This is a genomic window from Nocardioides korecus, from assembly GCF_054778395.1.
The window spans coordinates 232,336-256,385 of record NZ_BAAGZO010000001.1 but is presented as its reverse complement, the minus strand read 5'-3'; the positions used below and the strand labels follow the sequence as shown (position 1 = coordinate 256,385).

Sequence of the window (24,050 nt, the reverse complement as noted above, 5' to 3'; positions counted from 1 at the left end):
ATGTCGTCCGCCCGTGACCAGCCCCGCTCCGAGAGGGTCCCGCCCGACCGGACGTCGTCGGAGCGGACGCGCGCGCCGCGGCCCAGCCTGGCCACGCTGACCGGGGTCAGGTCCGGCAAGCGGTCCTACTACCGCGCCTACGTGCGCTCCGACGAGCGGATGGCCGCCGCGGTGCGCGCGATGGACTCGATCTCGCGTGCCGTGGTGCGCACGGTCGAGGGACCTCGCGGCCTGCTCGAGGAGGTCACCCGCGCGGCGGCGGCCCACCTGGAGGCCCGCTGGACGGTGCTCGCGCTGGTCGACGGCCAGCTGCGCGGCGCCCGGCCCCGCTTCCTGGCCCGCGACGCCGCCGGCCACGTGCACGACGAGGACGACCAGCTCCCCGACGGCGTACGCCGTGAGCTGGCGGCCGTGCGCTCGGGTCACGACGGGCCCTCCATCGAGGAGCACGGCTGGGTGCGGGTGCCGATGACCCTGGAGGGGCGCCGCGTCGGGAGCCTGGTGCTGCTGCACGGGCTGCGCGACGACCCCGAGCCCGGCGACCTCTCGGTGCTGCGGATCCTCGCCAACCAGGCGGCCGTCTCGCTGCACACCTCCGAGCAGTACCAGTCCGGCCTGGCGCTGCACCGCCGCGCCCAGATGCTCTACGACGAGGCCACCGAGCAGGCGCGCGGCCTGGCCGCCCGCACGGCCGAGCTGCGCGAGGTCGAGCAACGGCTCCAGGTCGCCCACCAGCGCGAGCTGATCGACACCGAGCGGCACCGGATCGCCCGCGAGCTGCACGACAGCGTCAGCCAGTACGTCCTGTCCGCGGGGATGGCCGTGGAGGTCGCCCGCGGCGACGCCGCCGCGCTGGGGGAGCCCGCGGCCCCGGTCGTCGCCCAGCTGGAGACGGCCAAGGAGCTGAGCCAGGAGGCGGTCGAGCAGCTGCGGCGCGCGATCTACGCCCTGCACCAGTCCCACTCCGACACCGTCTCGACGCTGCCCGAGCTCGTGCGGGCGGTGACCGAGCACCACCAGAGCCGGCTCGCGGTCACGGTCCGCACCCGCGGCGAGCCCCAGCCGCTGCCCGCCGACGCCGACCACGAGATCGCCCGCGCGGTCGGGGAGGCGCTGTTCAACGTGGCCAGCCACGCCCGCGCCACCCGGGCGGCGGTGCTGCTGCGCTACCGGCCCGACGAGCTGCTGGTCACCGTCTCCGACGACGGCGAGGGCGACCCCGCCCGGCTGCGGCGGCTGGTGACGCTGGAGCGCTGCATGCCGGCCGACGGGCGGCACCGCGGCCTGGCCAACATCGAGACCCGCACGACCGCCCTCGGCGGCACGGTGGCCTTCCGCCGCGCGCGGATCGGCGGCGTGCGCGTCGAGATCCGGCTGCCGCTCCCGCTGCCGGTCCCCGAGGTGCCCGGCACGATCGCCGCGCTGGTCGGCCCCCCGCCCCACCGCCCACCCACCCGGCGAGAGCCGTCCCAGGAGGTCCCACCATGGCCACGTTGAGTCCCCCGCACGCCCCGTCCGAACGCGCGACCGTCGACGTGATGCTCGTGGACGACCACGCGATCGTGCGGCAGGGACTGCGCTCGATCCTGGAGCGCGAGTCCGACCTGCGGGTGGTGGGGGAGGCGTCCTCGGCCTCGGCGGCGCTCGCGGAGGTGGACCGCACCCGGCCCCGGATCGTGCTGATGGACCTCAAGTTGTCCTCGGCCTCCGACAGCGAGGGCATCGACCTGTGCGCGGAGCTCTCCCAGCGGCACCCCGACGTGGGCGTGCTCGTGCTCACCACGTTCCTCGACGACCAGCTGGTGCTGCGGGCGATCCGGGCGGGCGCCAAGGGCTACGTCGTCAAGGACGTCGACACCTCCGGCCTGATCCGGGCCATCCGCGACGTCTCGCGCGGGGAGTCGGCCTTCGACGCCCGGTCGGCCGCCGCGATGGTCCGCGGCCTGAACGCCCCGGCCCAGGACGACAAGCGCGGTCTGACCGCCCGCGAGCGCGAGGTCCTCCTGCTGCTCGCGCACGGGCTGTCCAACCGCGACATCGGCGCGCGGCTCTACATCTCCGAGACGACCGCGAAGTTCCACGTCGGCAACGTGCTGCGCAAGCTCGGGGTCTCGCGGCGGGCCGAGGCGGTCTACGAGGGGTCCAAGCTCGGGGTGATCTGACGCCGGCGGCGCGTGGCAGGGTGGAGGGATGACGTCTGCGACCACCACCGTCCACCTGGCGTACGGCGAGGACGGGCTCGACGTCGAGCTCCCGGCCGACCGGACCACGGTCGTGGAGCCGACGTACGCCGACGCCCCGGCCGACCAGCGCGGCCTGCTGCGCTCCGCCCTGCGGCACCCCGTCGCCGGGCCGGCGCTGCGCGACCTGGTCAGCCCCGGGCAGACCGTCGCCATCTCGATGTGCGACGGCACCCGCCCCCAGCCGCGGCACCTGATGATCCCGGCCGTGCTCGAGGAGCTGGAGGGGATCGTCGCCCTGGACGACGTGGTCGTGCTGGTGGCCACCGGCACCCACCGCGGCAACACCCCCGAGGAGATCCGGGCGATGCTCGGCGACGCCGCCGACCTCGTGCGCGTGGTCAACCACGACGCCCGCGACGACGCCTCGCTGGTGTGGCTGGGTCGCCACGGTCGCGACGTCCCGGTCCTCCTCAACCGCGAGTGGGTCGAGGCCGACGTGCGGATCACCACCGGCTTCGTCGAGCCACACTTCTTCGCCGGCTTCTCTGGCGGGCCCAAGCTGGTCGCGCCGGGGCTGGCCGGCCTCGAGACCGTGCTGACGCTGCACGACGCGAAGCGGATCGGCGACCCGCGCGCGACCTGGGCGGTGTGCGAGGGCAACCCGGTCCACGACGACATCCGGGCCGTGGTCGCGGCCGTCGGAGCCGTCGACTTCGGGCTCGACGTGGTCCTCAACCGCGAGCAGCGGATCGTCGAGGCCTTCGGTGGCGCCCTGCCGCAGATGCACGCCGCGGCCCGCGAGGCCTCGCGGCGGCTCGCGATGCAGCCGGTGCCCTCGCTCTTCGACGTGGTGGTGACCACCAACGCGGGCTACCCGCTGGACCAGAACCTCTACCAGGCCGTGAAGGGGATGTCGGCCGGGATGACGGTGGTGCGGCCCGGCGGGGTGATCGTGGCGGCCGCGGAGTGTCGCGACGGCTTCCCCGACCACGGCTCCTACCGCGAGGTGCTCGCCTCGGCGGCCTCCCCCGAGGCGCTGCTGGCCGACATCTCGGCGCGCGAGCAGACCGTGCCCGACCAGTGGCAGGTCCAGGTGCAGGCCAAGGTCCAGTCCCACGCCCGCGTCGTGGTGCGGTCGTCGTACCTCTCGGCCGCGGACCTCGCCTCGGCCCACCTCGGCCACACCGACGACGTCGCCGAGACCGTCCTGCGGGCGCTCCACGACGCCGGGCCCGCGTCGCGGGTCTGCGTCCTGCCCGAGGGCCCCCAGACGATCCCGTACGTCGCGGGCTGAGGTGGCTCAGCCGGTCTCGACGACCAGCCAGCCGCCGTGGTGCTCGTGGACCTCGTACGCCGACCCGGTGGCACGGCCCCAGGCGCGCAGGTCGTCGAGGGTGACGGTGCGGACGTGCCCCCAGGTCTCGTCGGCCTCGTCCTCGAGCGGGACGGCGAGGACCACCCGGCGGCGGGCCAGGCGCACCGCCTCGGCCACGACGCGCGCGCCGTGGTCGGGGTCGAGGTGCTCGAGCAGGTGGACGGCCAGGACGGTGTCGGCGCAGCCGTCGGGGTCGGGGTAGCGGGCGGCGTCGGCGACGCGGGTGCGCAGCGGCACCCCGAGCAGCGGGGCGACCGTCGCCAGCAGCCGCACGGTCCCCGGCGAGACGTCCGAGGCGGTGACCGCGTGCCCGGCCCCGGCCAACCGCAGCGACAGGAAGCCGAAACAGCTGCCCAGCTCGAGCACCGACCCGGAGCCCATCAGCGCCGCCGCGTGGGCGTAGACGGGCGCGTAGTCCGCGATGGTGCCGTGCCCCCCGCCGGCGGGACCGGTCCCCGCGCTGCGCCCGGTGGCCAGCTCGTCCGCGATCCGCACCAGGGTGTTGCGGTAGAACAGCAGCCAGCTCTCCAGCGCGTCGGGGGTGCTGCTGCGCACCACGCCGGTCAGCACCCGCTCGAAGAGGTCGGTGCCGCGCAGCCAGCCGGGGGTGAAGAGCTCCTCGGCGATCAGCCCGGCCAGGTCGTCGTCGACGCGGCCCGGCGGCACCCGGTGGTCGACGTGGACCCGGGCCCCCACGTGGTGCACGTCGAAGTGGGGGGTGTGCGCGCCCGGCCCCGTCCACGGTCGCAGCGGGCCGAGGGAGCGCACCTGGACGAGGTCGTCGACGTACCACCCCGGCGCGCTCGGCCCCAGCGGGTCGATGGCCGCCGCGCCCCCGAGCGGCGCCGACGGCACGCGCGCCGCGCTCACCGTGGCCCGGTCGTGGCGGCGATGGTGGCGCGGTCCAGGCCGCTGAGGTTGCGCACGACCTGGACGCGGCTGCAGTGCTCCTCGTACGCCGGCAGGTCGCACCGCCCCAGGCCCCAGGAGAAGCGCGGCTCGGGGGTGAGCCACACCGTCTCCCGCGCCCGACGGCTGAGCTCGGCGAACGCCGCCAGGCCGGGGTCGCGGCCGTTGCTGCGCCCGTCGCCCAGCACGATCAGCGTCGTGCGCCGGTTGACCGCGGAGCCGAACCGGTCCAGGAAGTCGGTGAACGCCGCGCCGTAGTCGGAGTCGGCGTCGACGTCGAGGACCCCGTCGGCGGGCAGCCCGGCCAGCACCAGGGAGAGCGCCTCCTCGGTGCGGTGCTCGGCGAACAGGTCGGTGATCTCGACCAGGTCGGAGACGAAGGCGAAGGTGCGCACCGAGGAGGTCACCGACTGCAGGCTGTGCACCAGGTGCAGGGTGAACCGGGCCGCCGAGCGCACCGAGAGCGAGACGTCGCAGAGGACCATCAGGCGCGGTCGGTCCTCGACCTTGCTGACGGTGACGGGGCGGAACGGCACCCCGTCGTACCTCATGTTGGCGCGCATCGTCCGGGCGCCGTCGACCACGCCGCGGGCGGAGGCCTTGCGTCGCGGTCGTGGCGCGCCGTGCAGGCTGCGCACCAGGCGCCGGATGGCCTCCTCGAGCTGGGCGCGCTCGGTCTCGTCGACGGTCTCGGCCGTGGCCCGGGCCAGCTCGCGCTCCTCGATCTCGCGCTCCATCGACATCAGCTTCTCGAGGTGCTCCTTGAGCCGCTCGGGGAGCTGCTCGAGGAACGGCGCGAGGGCCTGGCGCAGGGCGGCCAGGGTGTCGGCCTCGCGCACCTCGTCGACCAGGGAGTCGTCGTCGCGCTCGTCGAGCCAGGCCAGCAGGGCCATCTCCTGCGCCACCGACAGCTCGGTGTCGAGCTGGAGCCCCGGCTGGCCGACGATGTCACCGGGGTCGCCGGGGTTGTGCATCCGGCTGGTCGAGATCTGCACCCGTGCGGCCTCGCCGGCGCTGCCCTCGGTGTCGTTGGAAAGCACGATCTCGTCGGTCAGGGCGGCGATGTCGATCTTGTTGGCCTCCTGGTGCAGGTTGAACTGCTGGGCCATGTCCTCGGGCTTGAAGTACTCCTTGATGTCGTCGGGCTTGCCGTGGGAGTGGCCGTCCTCGGGGACGTCGCCGGGCTCCTCGGACAGCGTGAACTGCTCCAGCTCGCCCTCGTCGGAGAGGTCGTCGTGGGAGTGGCCGTGGCCCTCGTCGGGAGGGGGCAGCACCGCCTGGAGGCCGAAGAAGCGGTCGAAGACGGTCTCGAAGGTGGCCAGGTCCCGGCGGTCCTTGACCAGGCTGACCGCGAGCGCCGACCTCAGCACGGCCCGGTCCTCGAGCACGCTCGGCTGGGCCACGGCGTGCATCGCGTCGATGGCCTCGGCGGTGCTGACCCGCAGGCCGTGCAGCCTCAGCAGGCGGATGAACCGGTGGACGGCGCCCTCCACGGTCGCCTCACACCGGGCGCTTGCGCGCCGACCGGGCCGCGAACGAGCGCTGCCCCTGGCTGGCGCTGACCTTCTTGCCCGCGCCCGCCCGGGAGTCCTCGGTGCTGCCGCCCACCCCGCCGTACGCCCCGTCGTGGCGGCCGGGGCGGTCCTTGGCGGCCCGCTTGGCCCGGCCGTCCACGTCGCCGTCGTCGGTGGTGGGGGGCGGGGGCGGCGAGGGCGCGGGCTCGTGGTCCCCGTGGTCCCCGTGGTCCCCGTGGTCGTGGTCCCCGCCGTGGCCGTGCCCGTGCCCGTGGCCGTGGCCGCCGCGCGAGTCGGGGACGACCGCGTTCGGGTCGACCAGGCGCGGGAGGGCGCGGCGCGCCTTCTCCAGGTCGCGCTCGTACTTCACGACCACGTTGAGCGTCGAGGACAGCACGTCGGCGGTGAGCTCCTCGACGCCGAGGACGGCCAGCGTGCGGGCCCAGTCGACGGTCTCGGAGATGCTCGGCGCCTTGCGCAGCTCCAGCTGGCGCAGGCCGCGGACGATCTCGACCAGCCGCTCGGCCAGGGCCTCGGCCAGGCCGGTGTCCTTGGAGCGGATGATCTCCAGCTCGCGGCGGGCGTCGGGGTAGTCCAGGAACAGGTGCAGGCAGCGCCGCTTGAGCGCCGCGGAGAGGTCCCGGGTGTTGTTGGAGGTGAGCACGACGTACGGCAGGTGCCGGGCGCGCACGGTGCCGATCTCGGGGATGGAGATCTGGAACTCCGAGAGCAGCTCGAGCAGCACCGCCTCCAGCGCCTCGTCGGCCCGGTCGACCTCGTCGATCAGCAGCACCACCGGCTCCTCGGAGCTGATCGCCTCGAGCAGCGGGCGGGGGGCGAGGAAGCGCTCGGAGAAGAACACGCTGTCCTGCGCCGCGATCCGCTCGACCGCCTCGGTGAGGTCGGCGGCGTCCTCGACGACCTGACCGATCTTCTCGCGCAGGATCTGGGTGTAGAGCATCTGCTTGCCGTAGTCCCACTCGTAGAGCGCCTTGGTCTCGTCCTGGCCCTCGTAGCACTGCAGCCGCAGCAGCCGCCGGCCGGTGACCGCCGCCAGGCTGGTGGCCAGCTGGGTCTTGCCGACGCCGGCGGGACCCTCCAGCAGCACCGGCTTGTCGAGCCGGGTCTGGAGGAAGACGGTGGTGGCCAGCCGCTCGTCGGCGAAGTAGCCGGCCTGCGCGAACCGCTCCAGGGTCTGCGTGACGCTGTCGAAGTCCGCGGGGCGGGGGTCGCGGGCGCTGGTGGTGCCGGTGGTGTCGTCGGCGGGGCTGCCGTCTGAGGTCACGAGGGGGTGCTCCCTGGCTGGGTGGGACCTGCGGGGGGACGTGGTGCCGCCGGTCGACCGAGCGGTGTCGGTCGACCGGCGAGCGGGGACCGGCTACTGGAGGAGGTCGTCCAGGTCGCCGTTCATGCAGTGGTCCACGACGGGGCGGACCGTCTCGAACGTGCACTCCTTGGCGTTGCCGGGCGTGCAGGCGTCGCCCAGCACGTGGTTGGTGATGCGGTCCACGTCGTCGTCGTTGCCGGTGATCACCTTGGCGTTCTCGTAGAACGTGGTCGGGCCGGTGCCCAGACGGTTCTTGGAGTAGGTGTCGGCGGTGACGTCGGTGAACTTCTCGGTGATGCCCACGTCGCGCAGCAGCCGGATCGAGGCCGCGAGCGCGGCCTCGGCGGCCTGGACGTCGGTCATGCCGTGGGTGTCGATGTCCATGGCGCGGGCGATGTCGGCGAAGCGCTTGTACTGCGCCGGCATGTTGAAGGCCCACACCCGCGGCAGCGCGATCGCGTTGTTCAGGCCGTGGTGGGTGTCGTAGAAGGCCGACACGGCGTGCGAGATCGAGTGGATGATCCCGAGGCCGCCGGAGTTGAAGGCCTGGGCGGCGATGTACTGCGCGTACATCATCCCCTCGCGGCCCTCGAGGTCCTGGCCGTTCCAGACCGCCGCGCGCAGGTGCTGGTTGGTCAGCTTGATCGCGTGCAGCGCGTTGCCCAGCGAGGGGTGGAAGTTGATCCGGGAGACGTAGGGCTCGCTGGCGTGGGCGAGCACGTCGAAGCCGCACTGGGCGGTGTAGTCGACGGGGCAGTCGAAGTAGAGCACCGGGTCGTCGATGGCCAGGCTGGTCACCGAGGCGTCGTCGAAGGCGACGTACTTGTGCGGGTTCTCGGGGTCGGTGGTGGTGTCGGTGATGACGTAGGCCCACGAGGTCTCCGAGCCGGTGCCGGCCGTGGTGGAGACCGCGATGTGCGGCGGGTTCTTCGGGTTCTCGGACATGTTGAAGCCCTCGAACTCGTTGACGTTGCGGCCGTCGTGGGCCACCGAGACCCGGGCGCCCTTGCAGGCGTCGTGGGAGGAGCCGCCGCCGATGGAGACGAAGGAGTCGCAGGCGTTCTCCTGGTACATCGCCACGGAGTCCATGACGTTGTAGTCCTTGGGGTTGGACTCGACCTTGTCGTAGACCACGACCTCGAGGCCGTGGTACTTCATCGACTCCACGATCTTGTGCACGATGTCGGTGCCGCGCAGGCCCGAGGTCATCACCAGGGTCTTCTTGAAGCCCAGCTTGAGCGCCTCCGGCCCGATCATCTCGTGGGCGCCGGGCCCCATCAGGGCTCGGGGGAAGGGGTGGAACTCCTTGATCGGGAACGGCTTGAGCAGCTCGTCTACCTGCATCGGTGGGCCTCCTGGCGACTCGGCGGGGTGATCGGGGACTGGTTGGTCCGGACGCTAGGAGCGCCGACCGCCGCGGCCCAGGACAGGATCGAGAAACCCGTCGTACGCCGGAGCCGGTCCTGCCCGGTCGGCGGCACCGCTCCTGCCCGACCGGTCAGGGGGTGGGGACCGGCCCCGTCCGAGCGGGGAGGGCGATCGCACCCGCTCAGGGGTGGTCCTCGAGCGCCCCGACCCCTAGCGTGATCTGGACCACACCCACGCAGGACGAGCACGAGGCAGGTATCCCATGACCGACCCCACCGCCCCCGAGACCGAGACCGCCGTCGAGAGCGCCGACCTGACCGAGGACAGCCTCGTGGAGGAGATCTCCATCGACGGCATGTGCGGCGTCTACTGATGCCGGTGCTCCTCGAGGAGTCGTGGCGGCTGAGCGGGTCGGTGTCGCTGCGACCCGAGCCGTTCGGCGCCATGGCCTACGACTTCCGCACCCGCCGGCTGAGCTTCATGAAGTCGCGCGACCTGGTGGCGGTGGTCGAGGCCCTGCAGACCCAGGCCTGCGTCGCCGACGCCCTGGCCGCCGCCGGGATCGACGAGGCCCGTCGCCCCCGCTTCCTCCGCGCCCTCGAGGAGCTCGCCGCCAGCGGCATGCTCACCCCCGCCACCACCTCGATCCCCGTCCCGGCAGGAGCCACCGCATGACGCTCGCCCCCGAACGCCCGGTCGTCGCCCGTCCCACCGAGGGGCGCCTGGTCGACCAGTTCGAGTTCGGCCTGGACGCCCCCATCTGCCTGACCTGGGAGCTGACCTACGCCTGCAACCTGTCGTGCGTGCACTGCCTGAGCTCCTCGGGCCGCCGCGACCCCGACGAGCTGAGCACCGCCGAGGCCAAGGCGCTGATCGACGAGTTCGAGCGGATGAAGATCTTCTACGTCAACATCGGCGGCGGCGAGCCGACCGTGCGCCCGGACTTCTGGGAGCTGCTCGACTACGCCGTGGACCACCACGTCGGGGTGAAGTTCTCCACCAACGGCTTCCGGATCACCCCCGAGCGGGCCGCGAAGCTGGCCGCCACCGACTACGTCGACGTGCAGATCTCGCTGGACGGCGCGACCGCGGAGGTCAACGACGCCGTCCGTGGCCAGGGCACCTACGACGCCGCGATGAAGGCCCTGGCCAACCTCCAGGCCGCCGGGATGAAGGACTTCAAGATCTCGGTGGTGTGCACGCGCCACAACATCGGCCAGCTCGACGAGTTCAAGGCGATCGCCGACCGGTTCGGCGCCCAGCTGCGCCTGACCCGCCTGCGTCCCTCGGGTCGCGGCGCGGACGTGTGGGGGGAGCTGCACCCGTTCCCGGAGCAGCAGCGCGAGCTCTACGACTGGCTGGTGGCCCACGGCGAGGGCGTCCTGACCGGCGACTCCTTCTTCCACCTCTCGGCCTACGCCACCGAGGACGGGACGTCGGCGCTGCCCGGCCTCAACCTGTGCGGGGCGGGACGCGTGGTCTGCCTGGTCGACCCGGTCGGCGACGTCTACGCCTGCCCGTTCGCCATCCACGACCGCTTCAAGGCCGGCAACGTGCGTCCCGCGGAGGGGCACCCGTTCCTGACCGACTTCGACACCGTGTGGAAGCACTCCGACCTCTTCACCGAGCTGCGCAGCCCGCAGTCCGGGGGCGCGTGCACCAGCTGCTCGGCGTACGACTCGTGCCGGGGTGGGTGCATGGCGGCGAAGTTCTTCGTCGGGATGCCCCTGGACGGGCCCGACCCCGAGTGCGTCAAGGGGCACGGCTCGGCCGGCCTGGCCGCGGCCGGGGAGCGTCCCTCGTCCTCGCAGGACCACTCCCACACCGGCACGGTCCGCAACGCGCCGGTGCCGCTGACCCTCCTCACCACGCGGCCCGCGGCGGTCCCGGCGCCGGCGGGCCGGCCCGACAAGGCCTGCGCGGAGAGCCCGCTGGCCGGCTTCTCCCCAGGTCGCTGAGCGGCGTGCCCGGCCTCCCGACCGGTGGCCCGCCCGGCTCACTGTCGGCAGGTCCGGGAGGGGCCGCGGGGCCGGCGGCCCCGTCGCTGGGCAACCAGCGCTGGCCCCGGGTGGACCAGGAGCGCCCGCTTGTGCTGGTGCCGGTGGGCTCCACCGAGCAGCACGGGCCGCACCTGCCCCTGGCCACCGACGCGATGATCGCCCACGCCGTGGCCGGGCGCGCCGCGGCGCAGCTGCTGGGGGAGGGACGGTCGGTCCGGGTCGCGCCGACGCTGGGGTACGGCGCCAGCGGCGAGCACCAGGACTTCCCCGGCACCATCTCCATCGGCACCGAGGCGCTCCAGCTGGTGCTGGTCGAGCTGGGCCGGTCGGCCTGCACCTGGGCCGAGGGGGTCGTGCTGGTCAACGGCCACGGCGGCAACGCCCGCGCCGTGCTCGGGGCTGTGGCCCAGCTGCGCGACGAGGGCCGGGCCGTCGCCTGGACCGCCTGCGACCTGCCCGGCGCCGACGCCCACGCCGGCCGCACCGAGACCTCGCTGCTCCAGCACCTCGCGCCCTGGGCCGTGCGCACCGACCTGGCCGAGCCCGGCAACACCACGCCCGTGCAGTCGCTGATGCCGCGCCTGCGGGCCGAGGGCGTGCGCGCGGTCTCGCCCAACGGGGTCCTCGGCGACCCCACCGCCAGCACGCCCGAGCTGGGGCGGTCGCTGCTCACCACCCTGGTGACCCAGCTGGTCGGGGAGCTGCGCCGGCTCGACGTCGGCCCGGACGGTCGGCTGACCCGGGTCGCGGGCGATCCCGCGGAGGCGGGCCGGTGAGTGCGTCGGGCGGGGCCGGGGCCGAGGACGAGCGGGTGCCGGTCGCGCTGGTGACCGGGGCGGCGCGTGGGATCGGGGCGGCGGTGGTGCGGCGGTTCGTGGCCCGTGGCTGCCAGGTCCACGCCGTCGACGCGTGCCTGGGCGAGGACGGCGGGACGGCGTACGCCCTGGGGACGCGGAGCGACCTCGACGCCCTCGTCGCCGAGGCGCCGGACCAGGTGCACCCCCACGTCGCCGACGTACGCCGTCCCGGCGAGCTCGCCGCCGTCGTCGCCGCCCTCCGCGCGCAGCACGGCCGGCTCGACGCCGTGGTGGCCGGGGCGGCCGTGATCGAGGGCGGGCAGGCGCTGTGGGAGACCGACCCCGCGGTCGCCGAGCGGCTGTGGGCCACCGACGCGATGGGGGTCTGGCACACCGCCCAGGCGACCGTGCCGGTGCTGCTCGAGGCGGGCGGTCCGGCGTCGTTCGTGGCCATCACCTCCGCCGCGGGCGAGCGCGGCCTGTGGCACCTGTCGGCGTACTGTATGGCCAAGCACGCGGTCGTCGGGCTCGTCCGCGGCCTCGCCGCCGACCTGCGCGGCACCGACGTCTGGGTCGCCGGGGTCGCGCCCGGCTCCACCGACACCGACATGCTGGCCGCGACGGCGCAGCTCTACGGCCTGCCCGACGTCTCCGAGCTGCTCACCTCCAGCCCGATCGGCCGCGTGCTGGAGCCCGACGAGGTCGCCCGGGTGGTCGAGCTCGCCGCCTTCGCCGGCCCGGTGGTGCACGGGTCGGTCCTGGCCGCGGACGGCGGGTTCGGGCAGTGAGCACGGCGGGGACGCCGAGCCTCGTCGGCTCCCTCGCGCGCCCCGCGGGGTGCGCGTGACCGCCGCCGTCGTGCCGGGCCCCGGGGACGGGGAGCGCGTCGTGCCCGGCGGCGGGGTGGGCGTGCGGTCCGCGTCTGGGCCTCGGCCAGGGCCGGTCGCGAGCCCCGGGCCCGCCTCGACGCGCCTGCCGCCGGGGTTCGTCGTACGCCTGTCGGGCGACACGCTGGTCTGCGGCGGGGGCGCGACCCTGCTCGGCGGGTCGGGCGGGGCGCTGCTGCGGCTGCGACCCCGGGCGCGTGCCGTGCTCGACGGGGACCGGGTCGTGGTGGGCGGGCCGGACTCGGCCGCCCTGGCGCGGCTGCTGCTCGACCGCGGCCTGGCCGACCCGGTCTGGGAGGGCGCTGCTCGGGACGACGCGGCCGACCCCGGCGTGGCCGACCGGCGGGCCGGGACGGACGTCACCGTGGTGGTGCCGGTGCGGGACCGGCCCGAGCAGCTGGCCCGGCTCCTGGCGGCGCTGCCGCGCGGTGTGCCGGTCCTCGTGGTCGACGACGGCTCCCGCGACCCCGCTGCCGTGGCGGCGGTCGTCCGCGCGGCTGGGGCGGGGCTGGTGGTGCACGAGGTCAACCGCGGGCCCGCGGCGGCCCGCAACACGGGGCTGGCGCGCGCGGGGACGGCGTACGTCGCCTTCGTCGACTCCGACGTCGTGCCCGACCCCGGCTGGCTGGCCGCGCTGCGCCGCCACCTCGAGGACCCGGCCGTGGCCGCGGTGGGGCCCCGGGTGCGGGGGCTCGGGGGGCCCGCGGACGTCACCGTCGGCGCTGGTCCCGGAGGCCGTCCGGGGCGTTCAGCGGGCTGGGTGGAGCGCTACGAGGCGGCCCGGTCCTCGCTCGACCTCGGGCCCTCGCCGGCGGCGGTGCGGCCGCACGGGCGGGTCGCCTACCTGCCGAGCGCGACCCTGCTGGTGCGGCGCGAGGCGTGGGCCGGGCTGGGCAGCTTCGACGAGGGGCTGCGGGTCGCCGAGGACGTCGACGCGGTGTGGCGGGCGTGCGGGGACGGGTGGCGGGTGAGGTACGAGCCGGCGGCCGTCGTACGCCACGACCACCGGACGGCGACCTCGGCCTGGCTGCGACGCCGGGCCTTCTACGGCAGCGGCGCCGCACTGCTCGCCGAGCGCCACGGCTCGGCCGTCGCCCCGATGGTGCTCACGCCGTGGACGACCGCCCTGACCGTCGCGGCCCTGGCGCAGCGGCGCTGGTCGCTCCCCACGCTGGCGCTGGTCGCCGCGGCCGGCGTCGGCTCCACGGCGCGACGGCTCGGCGACGCCGACCACCCCGTCCGGACCGCGGCGACGGTGCACCTGGTCGGCGCCGTGGCCACCGCCCACCAGACCGCCGGGTCGCTCACCCGCCACCACTGGCCGCTGGCCCTGGGCGCCGCGCTGGTGTCCCGCCGGGCCCGCCGCGCCTGGGCCGTCGCCGCCGTGGCCCAGGGCCTGCTCGACCACCGCCGCGTCCGCCCCGACCTCGACCCCGCGCGTTACGTGGTCGCCCTGCGCCTCGACGACCTCGCCTACGGCGCCGGCGTCTGGTCCGGCGCCCTCCGCGCCCGCTCCCCCCGCGCCCTGCTGCCCCGCTGGCGGGGTCCTGGGGTCGGTGAGGTCCGGGGCCGACTGTTCCCCGGTTAGCCGGGGAACAGATGCCTTGTCGGCCGAACGTTCAGCCGACAAGGTCACCGATCGGCCGACAAGGTGCCCCCGATCGGGGACCCGAGGACCCTGGAGGTGAGGCGTGGCCGCGACTAGTGTCGGCGCCCCACGAACCGGTGACCAGGCCACCGTTCACGACCCCAGGAGTGCGCCATGGGACGACACCTCAACCCCTACCTGAGCTTCGACGGTGACGCCCGCGCCGCGATGGAGTTCTACCGCGAGGTCCTGGGCGGCGAGCTCACGGTGACGCCGTACGGCGAGTACGCCGACCCGGCCGCCCCCGGCGCCGACCGGCTCATGCACGCCCAGCTGATCACCGAGGACGGCCTCTGGCTGATGGCGGCCGACACCCCGCCCGGCGCTGAGCCGTCGTCGGCGGGCTCGATGACGGTGAGCCTGAGCGGCGACGACCCCCGGCTGCGCGAGCACTGGGAGAAGCTCTCCGAGGGTGGCCAGGTGTCGCTCCCGTTCGAGCAGCAGATGTGGGGCGACACCTTCGGGATGTGCACCGACCGCTTCGGTACGCCGTGGATGGTGAACCTCGTCGGAGGCAGCTGAGGGCGCGCACGTTGTCGGCCAGACCGTCGGGTTGTCGGCTGAACGTTCGCCCGAGGACCCGACTGTTCCCCGGCTAGCCGGGGAACAGTCGGCGCCCGTCACCACCCACCAGCGGGCTACCGTGCCGGGGTGACGACGACCAGGGAGGGCCGTCGGCCACCGGAGGGCGAACGCGGTTGGAGGGACCGCGTGAACCCCGTGCGGGTGGTCGACCTCGTGCAGACGTTCAAGACCGCGCTGGCGGGCGGGTTGGCGTGGTGGATCGCGACCGACGTCGCCCACCTCGAGCAACCGTTCCTGTCGCCGTGGGCGGCGGTGCTGGTGGTGCACGCGACCGTCTACAAGACCGTGTCGCGCGGCGGGCAGCAGGTCGCGGCCACGTTCGTCGGGGTGTTCCTGGCCTTCGTGCTGGGCACCACGCTGGGCAGCGGGCCGTGGAGCCTGGGCCTGCTGATCCTGGTCGGGTTCCTGCTGGGCCAGCTGCGCTGGGTCAAGGAGGAGGCCGGCACGATCGCCACCACCGGCCTGGTGACCCTGGCGACAGGGTCGATCGCGCGGGGTGACCTGCTGGCCAGCCGCTGGATCGACACGGCCGTCGGCGTGGGGGTGGGCCTGGCGGTCAACCTGCTGGTGTGGCCGCCGCTGCGCGACCGCGCCGCCTGGGCGCGTGCCGAGGACATCCCGGCGGCGCTGGCGAAGGTGCTGCGCGAGATGGCCCAGGGCCTGGGGTCCGAGCTGGACCCGAAGGAGACCAAGCGCTGGGTCCGCGGCATCCGTCAGGTCGACGTCCACATCGACGAGGCGTGGCGGCTGCTCTGGGAGGCCAAGGAGAGCGGCCGGCTGAACCCCCGCCGCTCCCAGCCCACCGGCGTGCACGACCTGAAGAAGCTGCTGCACGCCCTGGAGCAGGGGGTCGCCGACTCGCTGTCGATGGCGCGCAACATCGCCGCCAGCGCGGAGGCCGGCAACGTGTGGGACGAGTCGTTCCGCGAGCGCTGGCGCTCGGTGGCGCTCCGCACCGCGGACCTGGTGGAGGCCGAGGACCTCGACGGCCTGCGGGGTCTGTGCGACGAGCTCGAGTCGATGACGCACGACTTCAGCGACGCCGAGCTCGGCCCCGACACCTGGCGCGAGTACGCCGGCCTGCTGATGAACCTGCGCAACGTCCACGACGCGCTCACCCACTCCGTCGACTGGATGACCGAGTCGACGCCGGACCGTCGTCGGGGCAAGCGCTTCGACACCCCCCAGGACCTCGTACGCCGACGCCGCGCGGCCGCCCGCCCCCCAGGCTCGGCCTCGTAGGCTGACCGCCCCGTCAGTGAAAGGCTCCCCATGCAGCTCCAGCGCACCGTCGAGACCGCGGCCTCACCCGCCCGCGTGTTCGCCTACCTCAGCGACTTCACCAGCACCGAGGACTGGGACCCGGGCACGGTGCGCACCACGCGGACCTCGGGCGACGGCGGCGTCGGGACGACGTACGACAACGTCTCGAAGTTCGCCGGCCGCGAGACCGAGCTGACCTACGTGGTGCGCGAGCACCAGCCCGACCGCCGCTTCGTGATCGTGGGCAGCAACAAGACGGTGACCTCGACCGACACGATGGAGATCAGCCCGCACGGCGAGGGGTCGCGGGTCACCTACACCGCCGACTTCGCGTTCAACGGCGTCGCCAAGCTGGTCGTGCCGTTCATGGGCGGGGCGTTCAAGAAGCTCGGCGACGAGGCCGAGGACGGTCTGCGCCAGGCGCTCGCGAAGCTCTAGGTCCCTGCCGTGCCCCGGACCCGCTGGCTCTTCGGCGACCAGCTCGGCGCCCACTTCACCGACGACCACGACGGCGACTTCCTGCTCGTCGAGTCGCGCCGGGTGCTCGCGCGCAAGCGCTACCACCGCGCCAAGGCGCACCTGGTGCTCTCCGCGATGCGTCACCGGGTCGCCGAGCTGCAGGCCGAGGGGCGCGACGTCCGCTTCGCCCAGACCGGGACGTACGCCGAGGGCCTGGGCCGCCGCACCCGCAACCTCCAGGTCATCGCGCCCACGTCGTACGCCGCCCGCCGGTTCGTCGACGCCCTCGTCGAGGACCCCGACCGCCCGCGCGACATCGAGCGGCTCCCCGCCCGGGGCTTCGTCACCACCCAGGCCGACTTCGCCCACTGGGCCGAGGGCCGGGGCGGCAAGCGGCTGCTGATGGAGGACTTCTACCGCGACGCCCGCCGTCGCCACGACGTGCTGCTCGACGGCACCGATCCCGAGGGCGGGCGGTGGAACCTCGACCACGAGAACCGCGAGCCCCCGCCCAAGGGCGCCACGACGCTCGGGGTCGACGCGCCGCCGTGGCCGGCCGAGGACGAGATCGACGAGCAGGTCCGCGCCGACCTCGACCGCTGGGAGGCCGACGGCGAGGTCTCGTTCATCGGGCGCGACGGCCCCCGCCTCTTCGCCGCCACGCGGGCCGAGGCCCAGGCGGTCCTGGACCACTTCGTCGACCACCGGCTGGCGACCTTCGGGGCCCACGAGGACGCGATCCTCGAGGGCGACCCGTGGATGTCGCACTCGGTGCTCTCGGCGCCGATGAACCTCGGGCTGCTCGACCCCCTCGACGTCGTACGCCGGGCGGAGGAGGTCTACCGCGCCGGCGACGCCCCGATCGCCTCGGTCGAGGGGTTCGTGCGCCAGGTGATGGGGTGGCGCGACTACATCTGGCACCTCTACTGGCACCTCGGCGAGGACTACCGCCACCGCAACCACCTCGAGGCCCGGGGCGAGCTGCCCGAGTGGTTCGCCGAGCTCGACGGAGACGCGACCCGCGCCCGCTGCCTCTCCCACACCCTCGACGGCGTCGCCGAGCGCGGCTGGGTGCACCACATCCCGCGGCTGATGGTGCTGGGCAGCTACGGCCTGCAGCGCGGCTGGTCGCCCGAGGAGCTCACCGACTGGTTCCACCGGGCCTTCGTCGACGGCTACGACTGGGTGATGGTGCCCAACGTCGTTGGGATGTCGCAGCACGCCGACGGCGGGGTGCTGGCGACCAAGCCGTACACCTCCGGCGGCGCCTACCTGAACAAGATGAGCGACCACTGCGGCTCCTGCGAGCTCAAGCCCACGGTGCGGGTCGGCGACGACGCCTGCCCGTTCACGGCCGGCTACTGGTGGTTCCTGGACCGCCACCGCGACGAGCTGGCCGCCAACCACCGGATGTCGCGCGCGGTCAACGGGCTCGGTCGCCTCAAGGACCTGCCCGAGCTGGTCGAGCAGGAGGACGCGCGGGGGTCCTCGGCCCCCTGAGGGTGGGCGGGTCCCGGGGTGCCCGGGGGCTGCGTGGACCGGGCGGGCTGGACTGGCTCTGGCCGGGCTGGGCTGGGCTGATCCGGGTTGGTCGACCGGCGCCCTGCAAATGTCGCTGCTGGGACCCGAGGGACACGGCGATCGCCTCGTGCGCCACCTTCGCAACGGACCGCTCTGCAGATGTGGTCCGCACCCGGGCCCGGGAGCGTGGGGACCGGTCCCACGAGCCACATTGGCAGTGTCCTCCCGTGGGAATGTGGCGCCCGGGCCGGCGCGACCACCTCACGAGCACCCTCCGTGACATGTGCAGGGGCGGGGCGGCACCTGCAGGCCGTCACCTGCGCGGCGGCACCAGCGTTCCGGGATCGCTGGGGTCGCTGACTACGGTGGCGCGCATGAGCTCCCTGGCCCGGTCCCTCGCCCGCGGTGTCGACACGGTGCTCGACCGCACCGTCGCCCCCGGCTTCCTCAAGATCGGGCTGGAGGCGCGCCGTCGGCTCCCCGGCTGGCCGGCCGACCCCGCGCCGGGGTGCCTGACCGGGCGCACGGCGGCCGTCACCGGCGCCACCTCGGGCCTCGGGCTCGCGACGGCCGAGGGGCTGGCCCGGCTCGGGGCCTCGGTGCGCCTGGTCGTGCGCGACACCGACAAGGGCGCCCGGGTGCGCGAGCGGCTGCTGGCCGACGTGCCCGGCGCCGACGTGGTCGTGGACCGCTGCGACGTCGCCGACCTGGACGACGTACGCCGCTTCGCCGACGCCCTCGACCTCGACCGCCTCGACGTGCTGGTCCACAACGCCGGGGTGATGCCGGCCGAGCGCAGCGAGTCGCCGCAGGGCCACGAGCTGACCATGGCCGTGCACGTCCTCGGGCCGGTGCTCATGACCGAGCTGCTGCTGCCGCGCCTGCGGGTCGGCGGCGACGCGCGGGTGGTGGCGGTGACCTCGGGTGGCATGTACGCCCAGCCACTGCGGGCCGACGACCCGGAGTACCACCAGGGCCGCTACTCCCCGACCACCGCCTACGCCCGCTCCAAGCGCGCCCAGGTCGAGCTGGCACCGGTGCTGGGGCAGCGCTGGGCACCCGACGGCGTCGGCGTGCACGTCACCCACCCCGGCTGGGCCGACACCCCCGGCGTGGTCGAGTCGCTGCCACGGTTCCACCAGATCACCGGCCCGCTGCTGCGCGACGCCGCCGGTGGCGCCGACACGACGGTGTGGATCGCGGCGACCGAGCCGCAGCCCGCCTCGGGCGGCCTGTGGCACGACCGCCGCGCCCGCCCCACCCACGTGCTGCCCCGCACCCGTCGCCCCGCGGCCGACACCCGTCGGATGTGGGCGTGGGTGCAGGAGGCGACCGGCCTGTAGGCGACTCGCCGCCCCGGGCGTCGTACGAGACCGGCCTTGGGCGGTCAGGCCCCGGGCGGCTAGGCCCCGGGTGCCCGGGAGGCCGCGACGCCGGCGGCCCAGGCGACCAGCGGCTCGACGAGCAGCGCGGCGTCGCGGCCCGACGCGGTCAGGGAGTACTCCACGTGGGGCGGCACCACCGGGAGCGCCACCCGGTCCACGAGCCCGTCGGCCTCGAGGGTCTGCAGGGTATGGATCAGCATCTTCTCGCTCACCCCGACGACCGCCCGCTTGAGCTCGCTCCACCTCCGGGTGCCGTCGAGGAGCTCCAGCAGCACCAGGACGCCCCACTTGCTGGTCGCGTGCTCGACCAGCGAGCGGGTCACGGGGCAGGCGGTGTCGACCATGAGGGGTGCGGTGCGGGAGTCCACGCACCCAACTTACCTGCAGGTGGGTACCCCACTCGTAAGTAGGTACCCGCCACCGGGAAGGTGCTGGGTGCGTCCGTGGTTCCAGTCGGTGCCGGACGCGACCGCGCCGGCTCAGACGTGACGAGGAGCAGGACATGGCGATCGTGGTGACCGGGGCGACGGGGCAGCTGGGACGAGGGGTGGTCGAGGCGCTGCTCGCGCGCGGCGTGGACCCCGGCGAGGTGGTCGCGACCGGTCGTCGGACCGAGGCGCTCGCGGACCTCGCGGAGCGCGGCGTACGCACGCGGCGGCTGGACTTCGCGGCCGTCGACGGCGACGCGTTCTCCGCCGGTGACGTGGTCCTGCTGGTCTCCGGCAGCGAGGTCGGCCAGCGGGTGCCGCAGCACCGCGCGGTCGTGGAGGCGGCGGCCGCAGCCGGCGTCGCCCACCTGGCGTACACCTCCGCCCCCGCCGCCGACGACACCGACCTCGTGCTCGCCCCCGAGCACAAGGCCACCGAGGAGGTCGTGCGGGCGAGCGGGCTGCCGTTCACGTTCCTGCGCAACGGCTGGTACACCGAGAACTACCGCCAGGCCTTCGACCAGGCCGCCGCCACCGGCGTGGCGCTGGACAGCGTCGGCGACGGGCGGGTGGCCAGCGCCCCCCGTCAGGAGTACGCCGAGGCCGCCGCCGTCGTCCTCCTGGCCGCCTCCCGCGGCGAGCAGGACGCCGGCACCGTGCTCGAGCTCTCCGGCGACGAGGCCTGGGGCTTCGACGACCTGGCGGCAGCGTTCGCCGAGACCCTGGGCCGCGACGTCGAGCGCCGCTCGCTCAGCCCCGAGGAGCACCGGCAGGCGCTGGTCGGGTTCGGCCTCGACGAGGGCACCGCCGGCTTCGTGGTCGCCCTGGACCAGAACATCCGTGCCGGCCTGCTCGCGGTGACCACCGGCGACCTGGCCCGCGTCCTGGGCCGCCCCACCACCCCGATGCGCGAGACCGTCCGCACCTGGGCCTGAGCCACGCCCCGACCCCGACCACGGAGGATCGCAGCCACCAGGTGAGCGCGATCCTTCGCGGTCGCCGTTACCCCGAGCGAAGCCCCGACGGCCGGGGGCGCCTGGCGATAGGTTGCGGCGGTGAGCACGCCCGACCGTGACGAGACGCCGGCGGAGAAGCACGACCGCAACTGGCTCGAGCTGATCCAGGAGCTGCGCGTCGCCCAGACCGGCATCCAGGTGCTGGCCGGCTTCTTGCTCACCCTGCCGTTCACGCAGCGGTTCACCCAGATCGGGCGGGCCCACCACGTGGTGTTCCTGGTGGCGTTCTCGCTGGCGATCACCACGATCGGGCTGATGACCACGCCCGTGGCCCTGCACCGGCTGCTCTTCGGACGCCACGAGAAGGGCACGCTCGTGCGGGTCGGCGACGTCGTCGCCAAGGCCGGCATGACCACGCTCGGCCTGACCCTGGTCACGGTCACCGGCCTGATCTTCGGGGTCGTCGCCGGGGACACGGCAGGCATGGTCGCGTCGGCCGCCGTACTGGTCGGGTACGCCGCCGCCTGGGTGCTGCTGCCGCTCCTGCTGCTGCGCAGCGGGGTCGACCGGGACTGAGGAACGCGTGCCTCGACCGCCGGGGGACGCGCTTGGCGAGGGTCGTGGACGGTTCGAGGCCGGCACCGGCCTCGTGGAGCGTCTCCAACCCCGATTGACAAGGGGTCTCCCGGCCCCCCGCCCCCCCGGCCCCCCTCAGTCGACGGAGACGTCGTGGGGGCGCCCCGGGTCGTCGTACGCCGGGTCGGGGTGGCCGGCGCGGACGGCCTCGAGCTGGGCGCAGACCGCCGTGCCGTAGAACAGCGCGACCGAGACCAGCAGCGACCAGAGCAGCAGCGCGACCACGCCGGCGAGCGGGCCGTAGACCTCGCCGAAGGACGGGCTCTGCGAGACGTAGACCGCGAGCAGCCCGGTGCTGGCGAAGCTGATCAGCACGGCCACCCCGGCCCCCAGCGCGAGCCAGGAGAGGCCGGGCTGGCGGCGCCGCGGGGCGTGGTCGAGCACGACGGCGATCGTGAGCACCATCAGCGCGACGCCGACGGGCCAGCGCAGGACGTTCCAGGTGTCGACGAGGTGGTCGCCCCAGCCGTAGACCTCGGCCATCGCCTCGGCGAAGGCGCCCCCGCTGACCAGCAGCAGGAAGCCCAGGCCGGTGGGCAGGGCGAGGATCGCGGTCATCACGGCGGCGCGGCCGTACTTCCAGCGGAACGGCCGGTCGCGCCGGATGCCGTAGACCCGGTTGGTGCCCCGCTCGATCTGGGCCATCGCGCTGGTCATCGAGGCGAGCGCCGCCAGCAGACCCACCCACAGCGCGATCTCGCCGGCCCGGTCGCCGCTGCGCGAGCCCCGCACGGCCGAGGCCAGCGCGTCGGCGGTGCCCGACCCCGGGGAGATCGCCTGCACCATCCGGGCCAGCACCTGGGCGGGCCGCTCGTGGTCGAGGTCGGCGACCAGGCCGGTCAGCGCCAGGATGAACGGCACGACCGCCAGCGCGGCCTGGAGCGCGAGCGCGCGGGAGGAGGAGAACCCGTCGCCGTAGCGGAAGCGCACGAAGGCGTCGACCAGCAGCCGCCGCACCCCGAGGCGGCGCACGACGTGCCAGGCGTCGCCGGCGTCGAGCTCCTCGCCACCCATCTCGGTGGTGACCGGGACGGTGCGCGCGGTCGTCATGGCCGGAGTCTGGCAGGGTGTGCCCGGGGAACGCTGCAGCGGTCCGGGGGGACCAGCGACGCGGGATCACGAGGGAGAGTCGATGCACCACACCGACTGGCTGCTGACCAAGGCCGAGCGGGCGAACCACACCACCAGCATCGACGACCAGCACCCCGGCCAGACGGCGTGGTCCACGGGCAACCACGTGCGGCCGCTGGTGCACGGGGCGACGTACTTCGCCGAGCTCTTCGAGCGCCTCCGGGCCACGGGCGAGGGCGACCTGGTGCTGTTCACCGACTGGCAGGGCGACGCCGACGAGCAGCTGACCGGCGAGCCGGGCAGCGAGGTCAGCGAGGTGCTGGCGCGGGCCGACGAGCGCGGTGTCGACGTGCGTGGCCTGATCTGGCGCTCGCACTGGGAGAAGCTGAACTTCAGCGCCTCGGAGAACCGCCTGCTCGGCCGCCAGCTGCAGTCCCGCGACGCCGAGGCGCTGCTCGACATGCGGGTGCGCACCGGCGGCTCCCACCACCAGAAGATGGTGGTGATCCGGCACCGGGACCGCCCCGAGGACGACATCGCCTACGTCGGCGGCATCGACCTGTGCCACTCCCGCCGCGACGACGCCGACCACCACGGCGACCCCCAGGCCCTCGAGCTGGCGTCGGAGTACGGCGACACCCCCGCCTGGCACGACGTCATGGCCGCGATCCAGGGCCCGGCCGTCCACGACGTCGAGACCGTCTTCCGCGAGCGCTGGCTCGACCCGACGGCCCTGACCCGCCAACCGGTCTACTGGCTCCAGGACAAGCTGATGGGGATGGACATGGAGCCCGACCCGCTGCCCGAGCAGGGGCCGCCGTCCCCGGAGGTGGGCACCCACACCGTCCAGCTGCTGCGCACCTACCCCAACCTGCGCCACGGTCGTGACTACCCCTTCGCCCAGGGCGGGGAGCGCAGCGTCGCGCGCGGCTACTCCAAGGCGGTCTCGCGGGCGCGCCGGCTGGTCTACGTCGAGGACCAGTACCTCTGGGGCCACCAGGTCGGCGACGTCTTCACCGAGGCGCTGCGGCTCAACCCGGGCCTGCGGATCGTGGCCGTGGTGCCGCAGTTCACCGACCAGGAGGGCTTCCTGGCCCGGGTGCCCCAGATGCTGGGCCGCAGCCGGGCGATGCGCCAGATGCTCGAGGCGGCGCCCGGGCGGGTGGCCGTCTACGGCCTGGAGAACCACGACTCGGTCCCGGTCTACGTCCACGCCAAGGTGTGCGTCATGGACGACGCCTGGGCCACCGTCGGCTCGGACAACTTCAACCGACGCTCGTGGACCCACGACTCCGAGCTGTCCGCGGTGGTGGTCGACAACTCCGCCGACGACCACAGTCCCTACGCCCGCCGGCTGCGCCTGGCACTGGCCGCGGAGCACCTCGACCGCCCCTTCGACGGCGACACCGAGCTCGGGGTCGCCGTCCGGGCCACGCCCGGCGCGCGCGACCTGCTCGAGGTGATGGCCGACTGCGTGGACGCCGAGGACTTCTTCACGGCGTACGCCGACAGCGCGGCGCGGCTCGACGCCTGGCACGACGGCGGTCGGGTCGGGGAGCGGCCGCCGGGTCGCCTCCGTCGGCTGCAGCCGCCCGAGCTGAGCCGGCTCGAGCGGATCGCCGCGACCGTGCCCTACCTCTCGCTGCACGACCCCGACGGGCGCCCCAAGCCGCTGCGCAAGCTCGGCGGCTACTGAGGGACCCGCGCTGAGACGGTGCCGGCGAACCGCTGACGGTGT

The 24,050-nt window shown here is 74.3% G+C and carries 23 protein-coding genes; 17 read left to right on the top strand and 6 right to left on the bottom strand.

The annotated features are described in order from the left end of the window. Genes ACYVDA_RS01165 through larA form a run of 3 tightly spaced genes read left to right on the top strand, consistent with a single transcriptional unit; the run spans position 1 to position 3,477 of the window. Entirely contained in the window at positions 1-1,497 is a 1,497-nt protein-coding gene (locus ACYVDA_RS01165) for a MadS family sensor histidine kinase (protein ID WP_460814048.1), read from the top strand. Continuing rightward, positions 1,485-2,162: a MadR family response regulator transcription factor gene (locus ACYVDA_RS01160; protein ID WP_460814046.1), complete on the top strand. Its 678-nt coding sequence runs from the start codon at positions 1,485-1,487 to the stop codon at positions 2,160-2,162. Before ACYVDA_RS01165 ends, ACYVDA_RS01160 begins: the two co-directional genes overlap by 13 nt. A gap of 28 nt (positions 2,163-2,190) precedes the next feature. Further along, a complete protein-coding gene (gene larA / locus ACYVDA_RS01155) occupies positions 2,191-3,477 on the top strand; it encodes a nickel-dependent lactate racemase (RefSeq protein WP_460814044.1) in 1,287 nt (428 codons plus the stop codon). A 6-nt stretch (positions 3,478-3,483) separates the two neighbouring features. Here the strand turns inward: larA and mftM are convergent, their stop codons facing one another. From mftM to mdo, 4 genes are all read right to left on the bottom strand, one after another. Beyond that, positions 3,484-4,428 carry a mycofactocin oligosaccharide methyltransferase MftM gene (gene mftM / locus ACYVDA_RS01150; RefSeq protein WP_460814042.1) on the bottom strand — a complete coding sequence of 315 codons (945 nt, stop codon included), beginning with the start codon at positions 4,426-4,428 and terminating at the stop codon, positions 3,484-3,486. Further along, positions 4,425-5,960: a VWA domain-containing protein gene (locus ACYVDA_RS01145; protein WP_460814040.1), complete on the bottom strand. Its 1,536-nt coding sequence runs from the start codon at positions 5,958-5,960 to the stop codon at positions 4,425-4,427. The genes mftM and ACYVDA_RS01145 overlap by 4 nt, the downstream gene beginning before the upstream one ends. Before the next feature lie 7 nt (positions 5,961-5,967). Then, positions 5,968-7,266 (bottom strand): AAA family ATPase, encoded by a 1,299-nt coding sequence (locus tag ACYVDA_RS01140; RefSeq protein WP_460814038.1) that lies wholly within the window; start codon positions 7,264-7,266, stop codon positions 5,968-5,970. A gap of 93 nt (positions 7,267-7,359) precedes the next feature. Next, positions 7,360-8,652, bottom strand: a complete 1,293-nt coding sequence (mdo, locus tag ACYVDA_RS01135; protein ID WP_460814035.1) for an NDMA-dependent methanol dehydrogenase — start codon at positions 8,650-8,652, stop codon at positions 7,360-7,362. A 286-nt stretch (positions 8,653-8,938) separates the two neighbouring features. Between mdo and mftA the strand changes: the two genes are divergently transcribed. The 11 genes from mftA to ACYVDA_RS01080 all read left to right on the top strand — a co-directional run bounded on the left by mftA (position 8,939) and on the right by ACYVDA_RS01080 (position 19,179). Further along, on the top strand, positions 8,939-9,049 hold the full coding sequence (mftA, locus tag ACYVDA_RS01130; protein WP_460814032.1) for a mycofactocin precursor MftA: 111 nt from the start codon (positions 8,939-8,941) through the stop codon (positions 9,047-9,049). Next, positions 9,049-9,351 carry a mycofactocin biosynthesis chaperone MftB gene (gene mftB / locus ACYVDA_RS01125; protein WP_460814029.1) on the top strand — a complete coding sequence of 101 codons (303 nt, stop codon included), beginning with the start codon at positions 9,049-9,051 and terminating at the stop codon, positions 9,349-9,351. The genes mftA and mftB overlap by 1 nt, the downstream gene beginning before the upstream one ends. Next, positions 9,348-10,634: a mycofactocin radical SAM maturase gene (gene mftC / locus ACYVDA_RS01120; RefSeq protein ID WP_460814025.1), complete on the top strand. Its 1,287-nt coding sequence runs from the start codon at positions 9,348-9,350 to the stop codon at positions 10,632-10,634. The genes mftB and mftC overlap by 4 nt, the downstream gene beginning before the upstream one ends. Before the next feature lie 5 nt (positions 10,635-10,639). After that, positions 10,640-11,452, top strand: a complete 813-nt coding sequence (mftE, locus tag ACYVDA_RS01115; protein ID WP_460814024.1) for a mycofactocin biosynthesis peptidyl-dipeptidase MftE — start codon at positions 10,640-10,642, stop codon at positions 11,450-11,452. Further along, positions 11,449-12,261 (top strand): mycofactocin-coupled SDR family oxidoreductase, encoded by an 813-nt coding sequence (locus ACYVDA_RS01110; protein ID WP_460814023.1) that lies wholly within the window; start codon positions 11,449-11,451, stop codon positions 12,259-12,261. The genes mftE and ACYVDA_RS01110 overlap by 4 nt, the downstream gene beginning before the upstream one ends. 55 nt (positions 12,262-12,316) lie before the next feature. Then, on the top strand, positions 12,317-13,948 hold the full coding sequence (gene mftF, locus ACYVDA_RS01105; RefSeq protein ID WP_460814022.1) for a mycofactocin biosynthesis glycosyltransferase MftF: 1,632 nt from the start codon (positions 12,317-12,319) through the stop codon (positions 13,946-13,948). A gap of 174 nt (positions 13,949-14,122) precedes the next feature. Beyond that, positions 14,123-14,530, top strand: coding sequence for a VOC family protein (locus ACYVDA_RS01100; protein WP_460814021.1), 408 nt, complete (start codon positions 14,123-14,125; stop codon positions 14,528-14,530). A gap of 189 nt (positions 14,531-14,719) precedes the next feature. Beyond that, positions 14,720-15,835: an FUSC family protein gene (locus tag ACYVDA_RS01095; protein ID WP_460814017.1), complete on the top strand. Its 1,116-nt coding sequence runs from the start codon at positions 14,720-14,722 to the stop codon at positions 15,833-15,835. Positions 15,836-15,865: 30 nt separating this feature from the next. Beyond that, a complete protein-coding gene (locus tag ACYVDA_RS01090; protein ID WP_460814014.1) occupies positions 15,866-16,294 on the top strand; it encodes an SRPBCC family protein in 429 nt (142 codons plus the stop codon). A gap of 9 nt (positions 16,295-16,303) precedes the next feature. Then, positions 16,304-17,815: a cryptochrome/photolyase family protein gene (locus ACYVDA_RS01085; RefSeq protein WP_460814011.1), complete on the top strand. Its 1,512-nt coding sequence runs from the start codon at positions 16,304-16,306 to the stop codon at positions 17,813-17,815. A gap of 395 nt (positions 17,816-18,210) precedes the next feature. Then, complete coding sequence (locus ACYVDA_RS01080) at positions 18,211-19,179, top strand: SDR family NAD(P)-dependent oxidoreductase (RefSeq protein ID WP_460814008.1); 969 nt, start codon at positions 18,211-18,213, stop codon at positions 19,177-19,179. A 59-nt stretch (positions 19,180-19,238) separates the two neighbouring features. On the opposite strand, the gene ACYVDA_RS01075 is transcribed toward ACYVDA_RS01080, so the two are convergent. After that, positions 19,239-19,589 (bottom strand): winged helix-turn-helix transcriptional regulator, encoded by a 351-nt coding sequence (locus tag ACYVDA_RS01075; protein ID WP_460814005.1) that lies wholly within the window; start codon positions 19,587-19,589, stop codon positions 19,239-19,241. A 134-nt stretch (positions 19,590-19,723) separates the two neighbouring features. Here ACYVDA_RS01075 and ACYVDA_RS01070 point away from each other — a divergent pair, with 134 nt between their 5' ends. Both ACYVDA_RS01070 and ACYVDA_RS01065 read left to right on the top strand, forming a co-directional pair. Next, positions 19,724-20,584 (top strand): NmrA family NAD(P)-binding protein, encoded by an 861-nt coding sequence (locus tag ACYVDA_RS01070; protein WP_460814001.1) that lies wholly within the window; start codon positions 19,724-19,726, stop codon positions 20,582-20,584. Between the two features lie 120 nt (positions 20,585-20,704). Continuing rightward, positions 20,705-21,181, top strand: coding sequence for a DUF6328 family protein (locus ACYVDA_RS01065; RefSeq protein ID WP_460813999.1), 477 nt, complete (start codon positions 20,705-20,707; stop codon positions 21,179-21,181). 135 nt (positions 21,182-21,316) lie between these two features. On the opposite strand, the gene ACYVDA_RS01060 is transcribed toward ACYVDA_RS01065, so the two are convergent. After that, entirely contained in the window at positions 21,317-22,291 is a 975-nt protein-coding gene (locus ACYVDA_RS01060; RefSeq protein ID WP_460813997.1) for a YihY/virulence factor BrkB family protein, read from the bottom strand. Positions 22,292-22,373: 82 nt separating this feature from the next. Here ACYVDA_RS01060 and ACYVDA_RS01055 point away from each other — a divergent pair, with 82 nt between their 5' ends. Beyond that, the gene (locus ACYVDA_RS01055) at positions 22,374-24,008 is read left to right on the top strand and encodes a phospholipase D family protein (RefSeq protein ID WP_460813996.1); all 1,635 of its coding nucleotides are present in this window, start codon (positions 22,374-22,376) and stop codon (positions 24,006-24,008) included. The last annotated feature ends 42 nt before the right edge of the window (positions 24,009-24,050 follow it).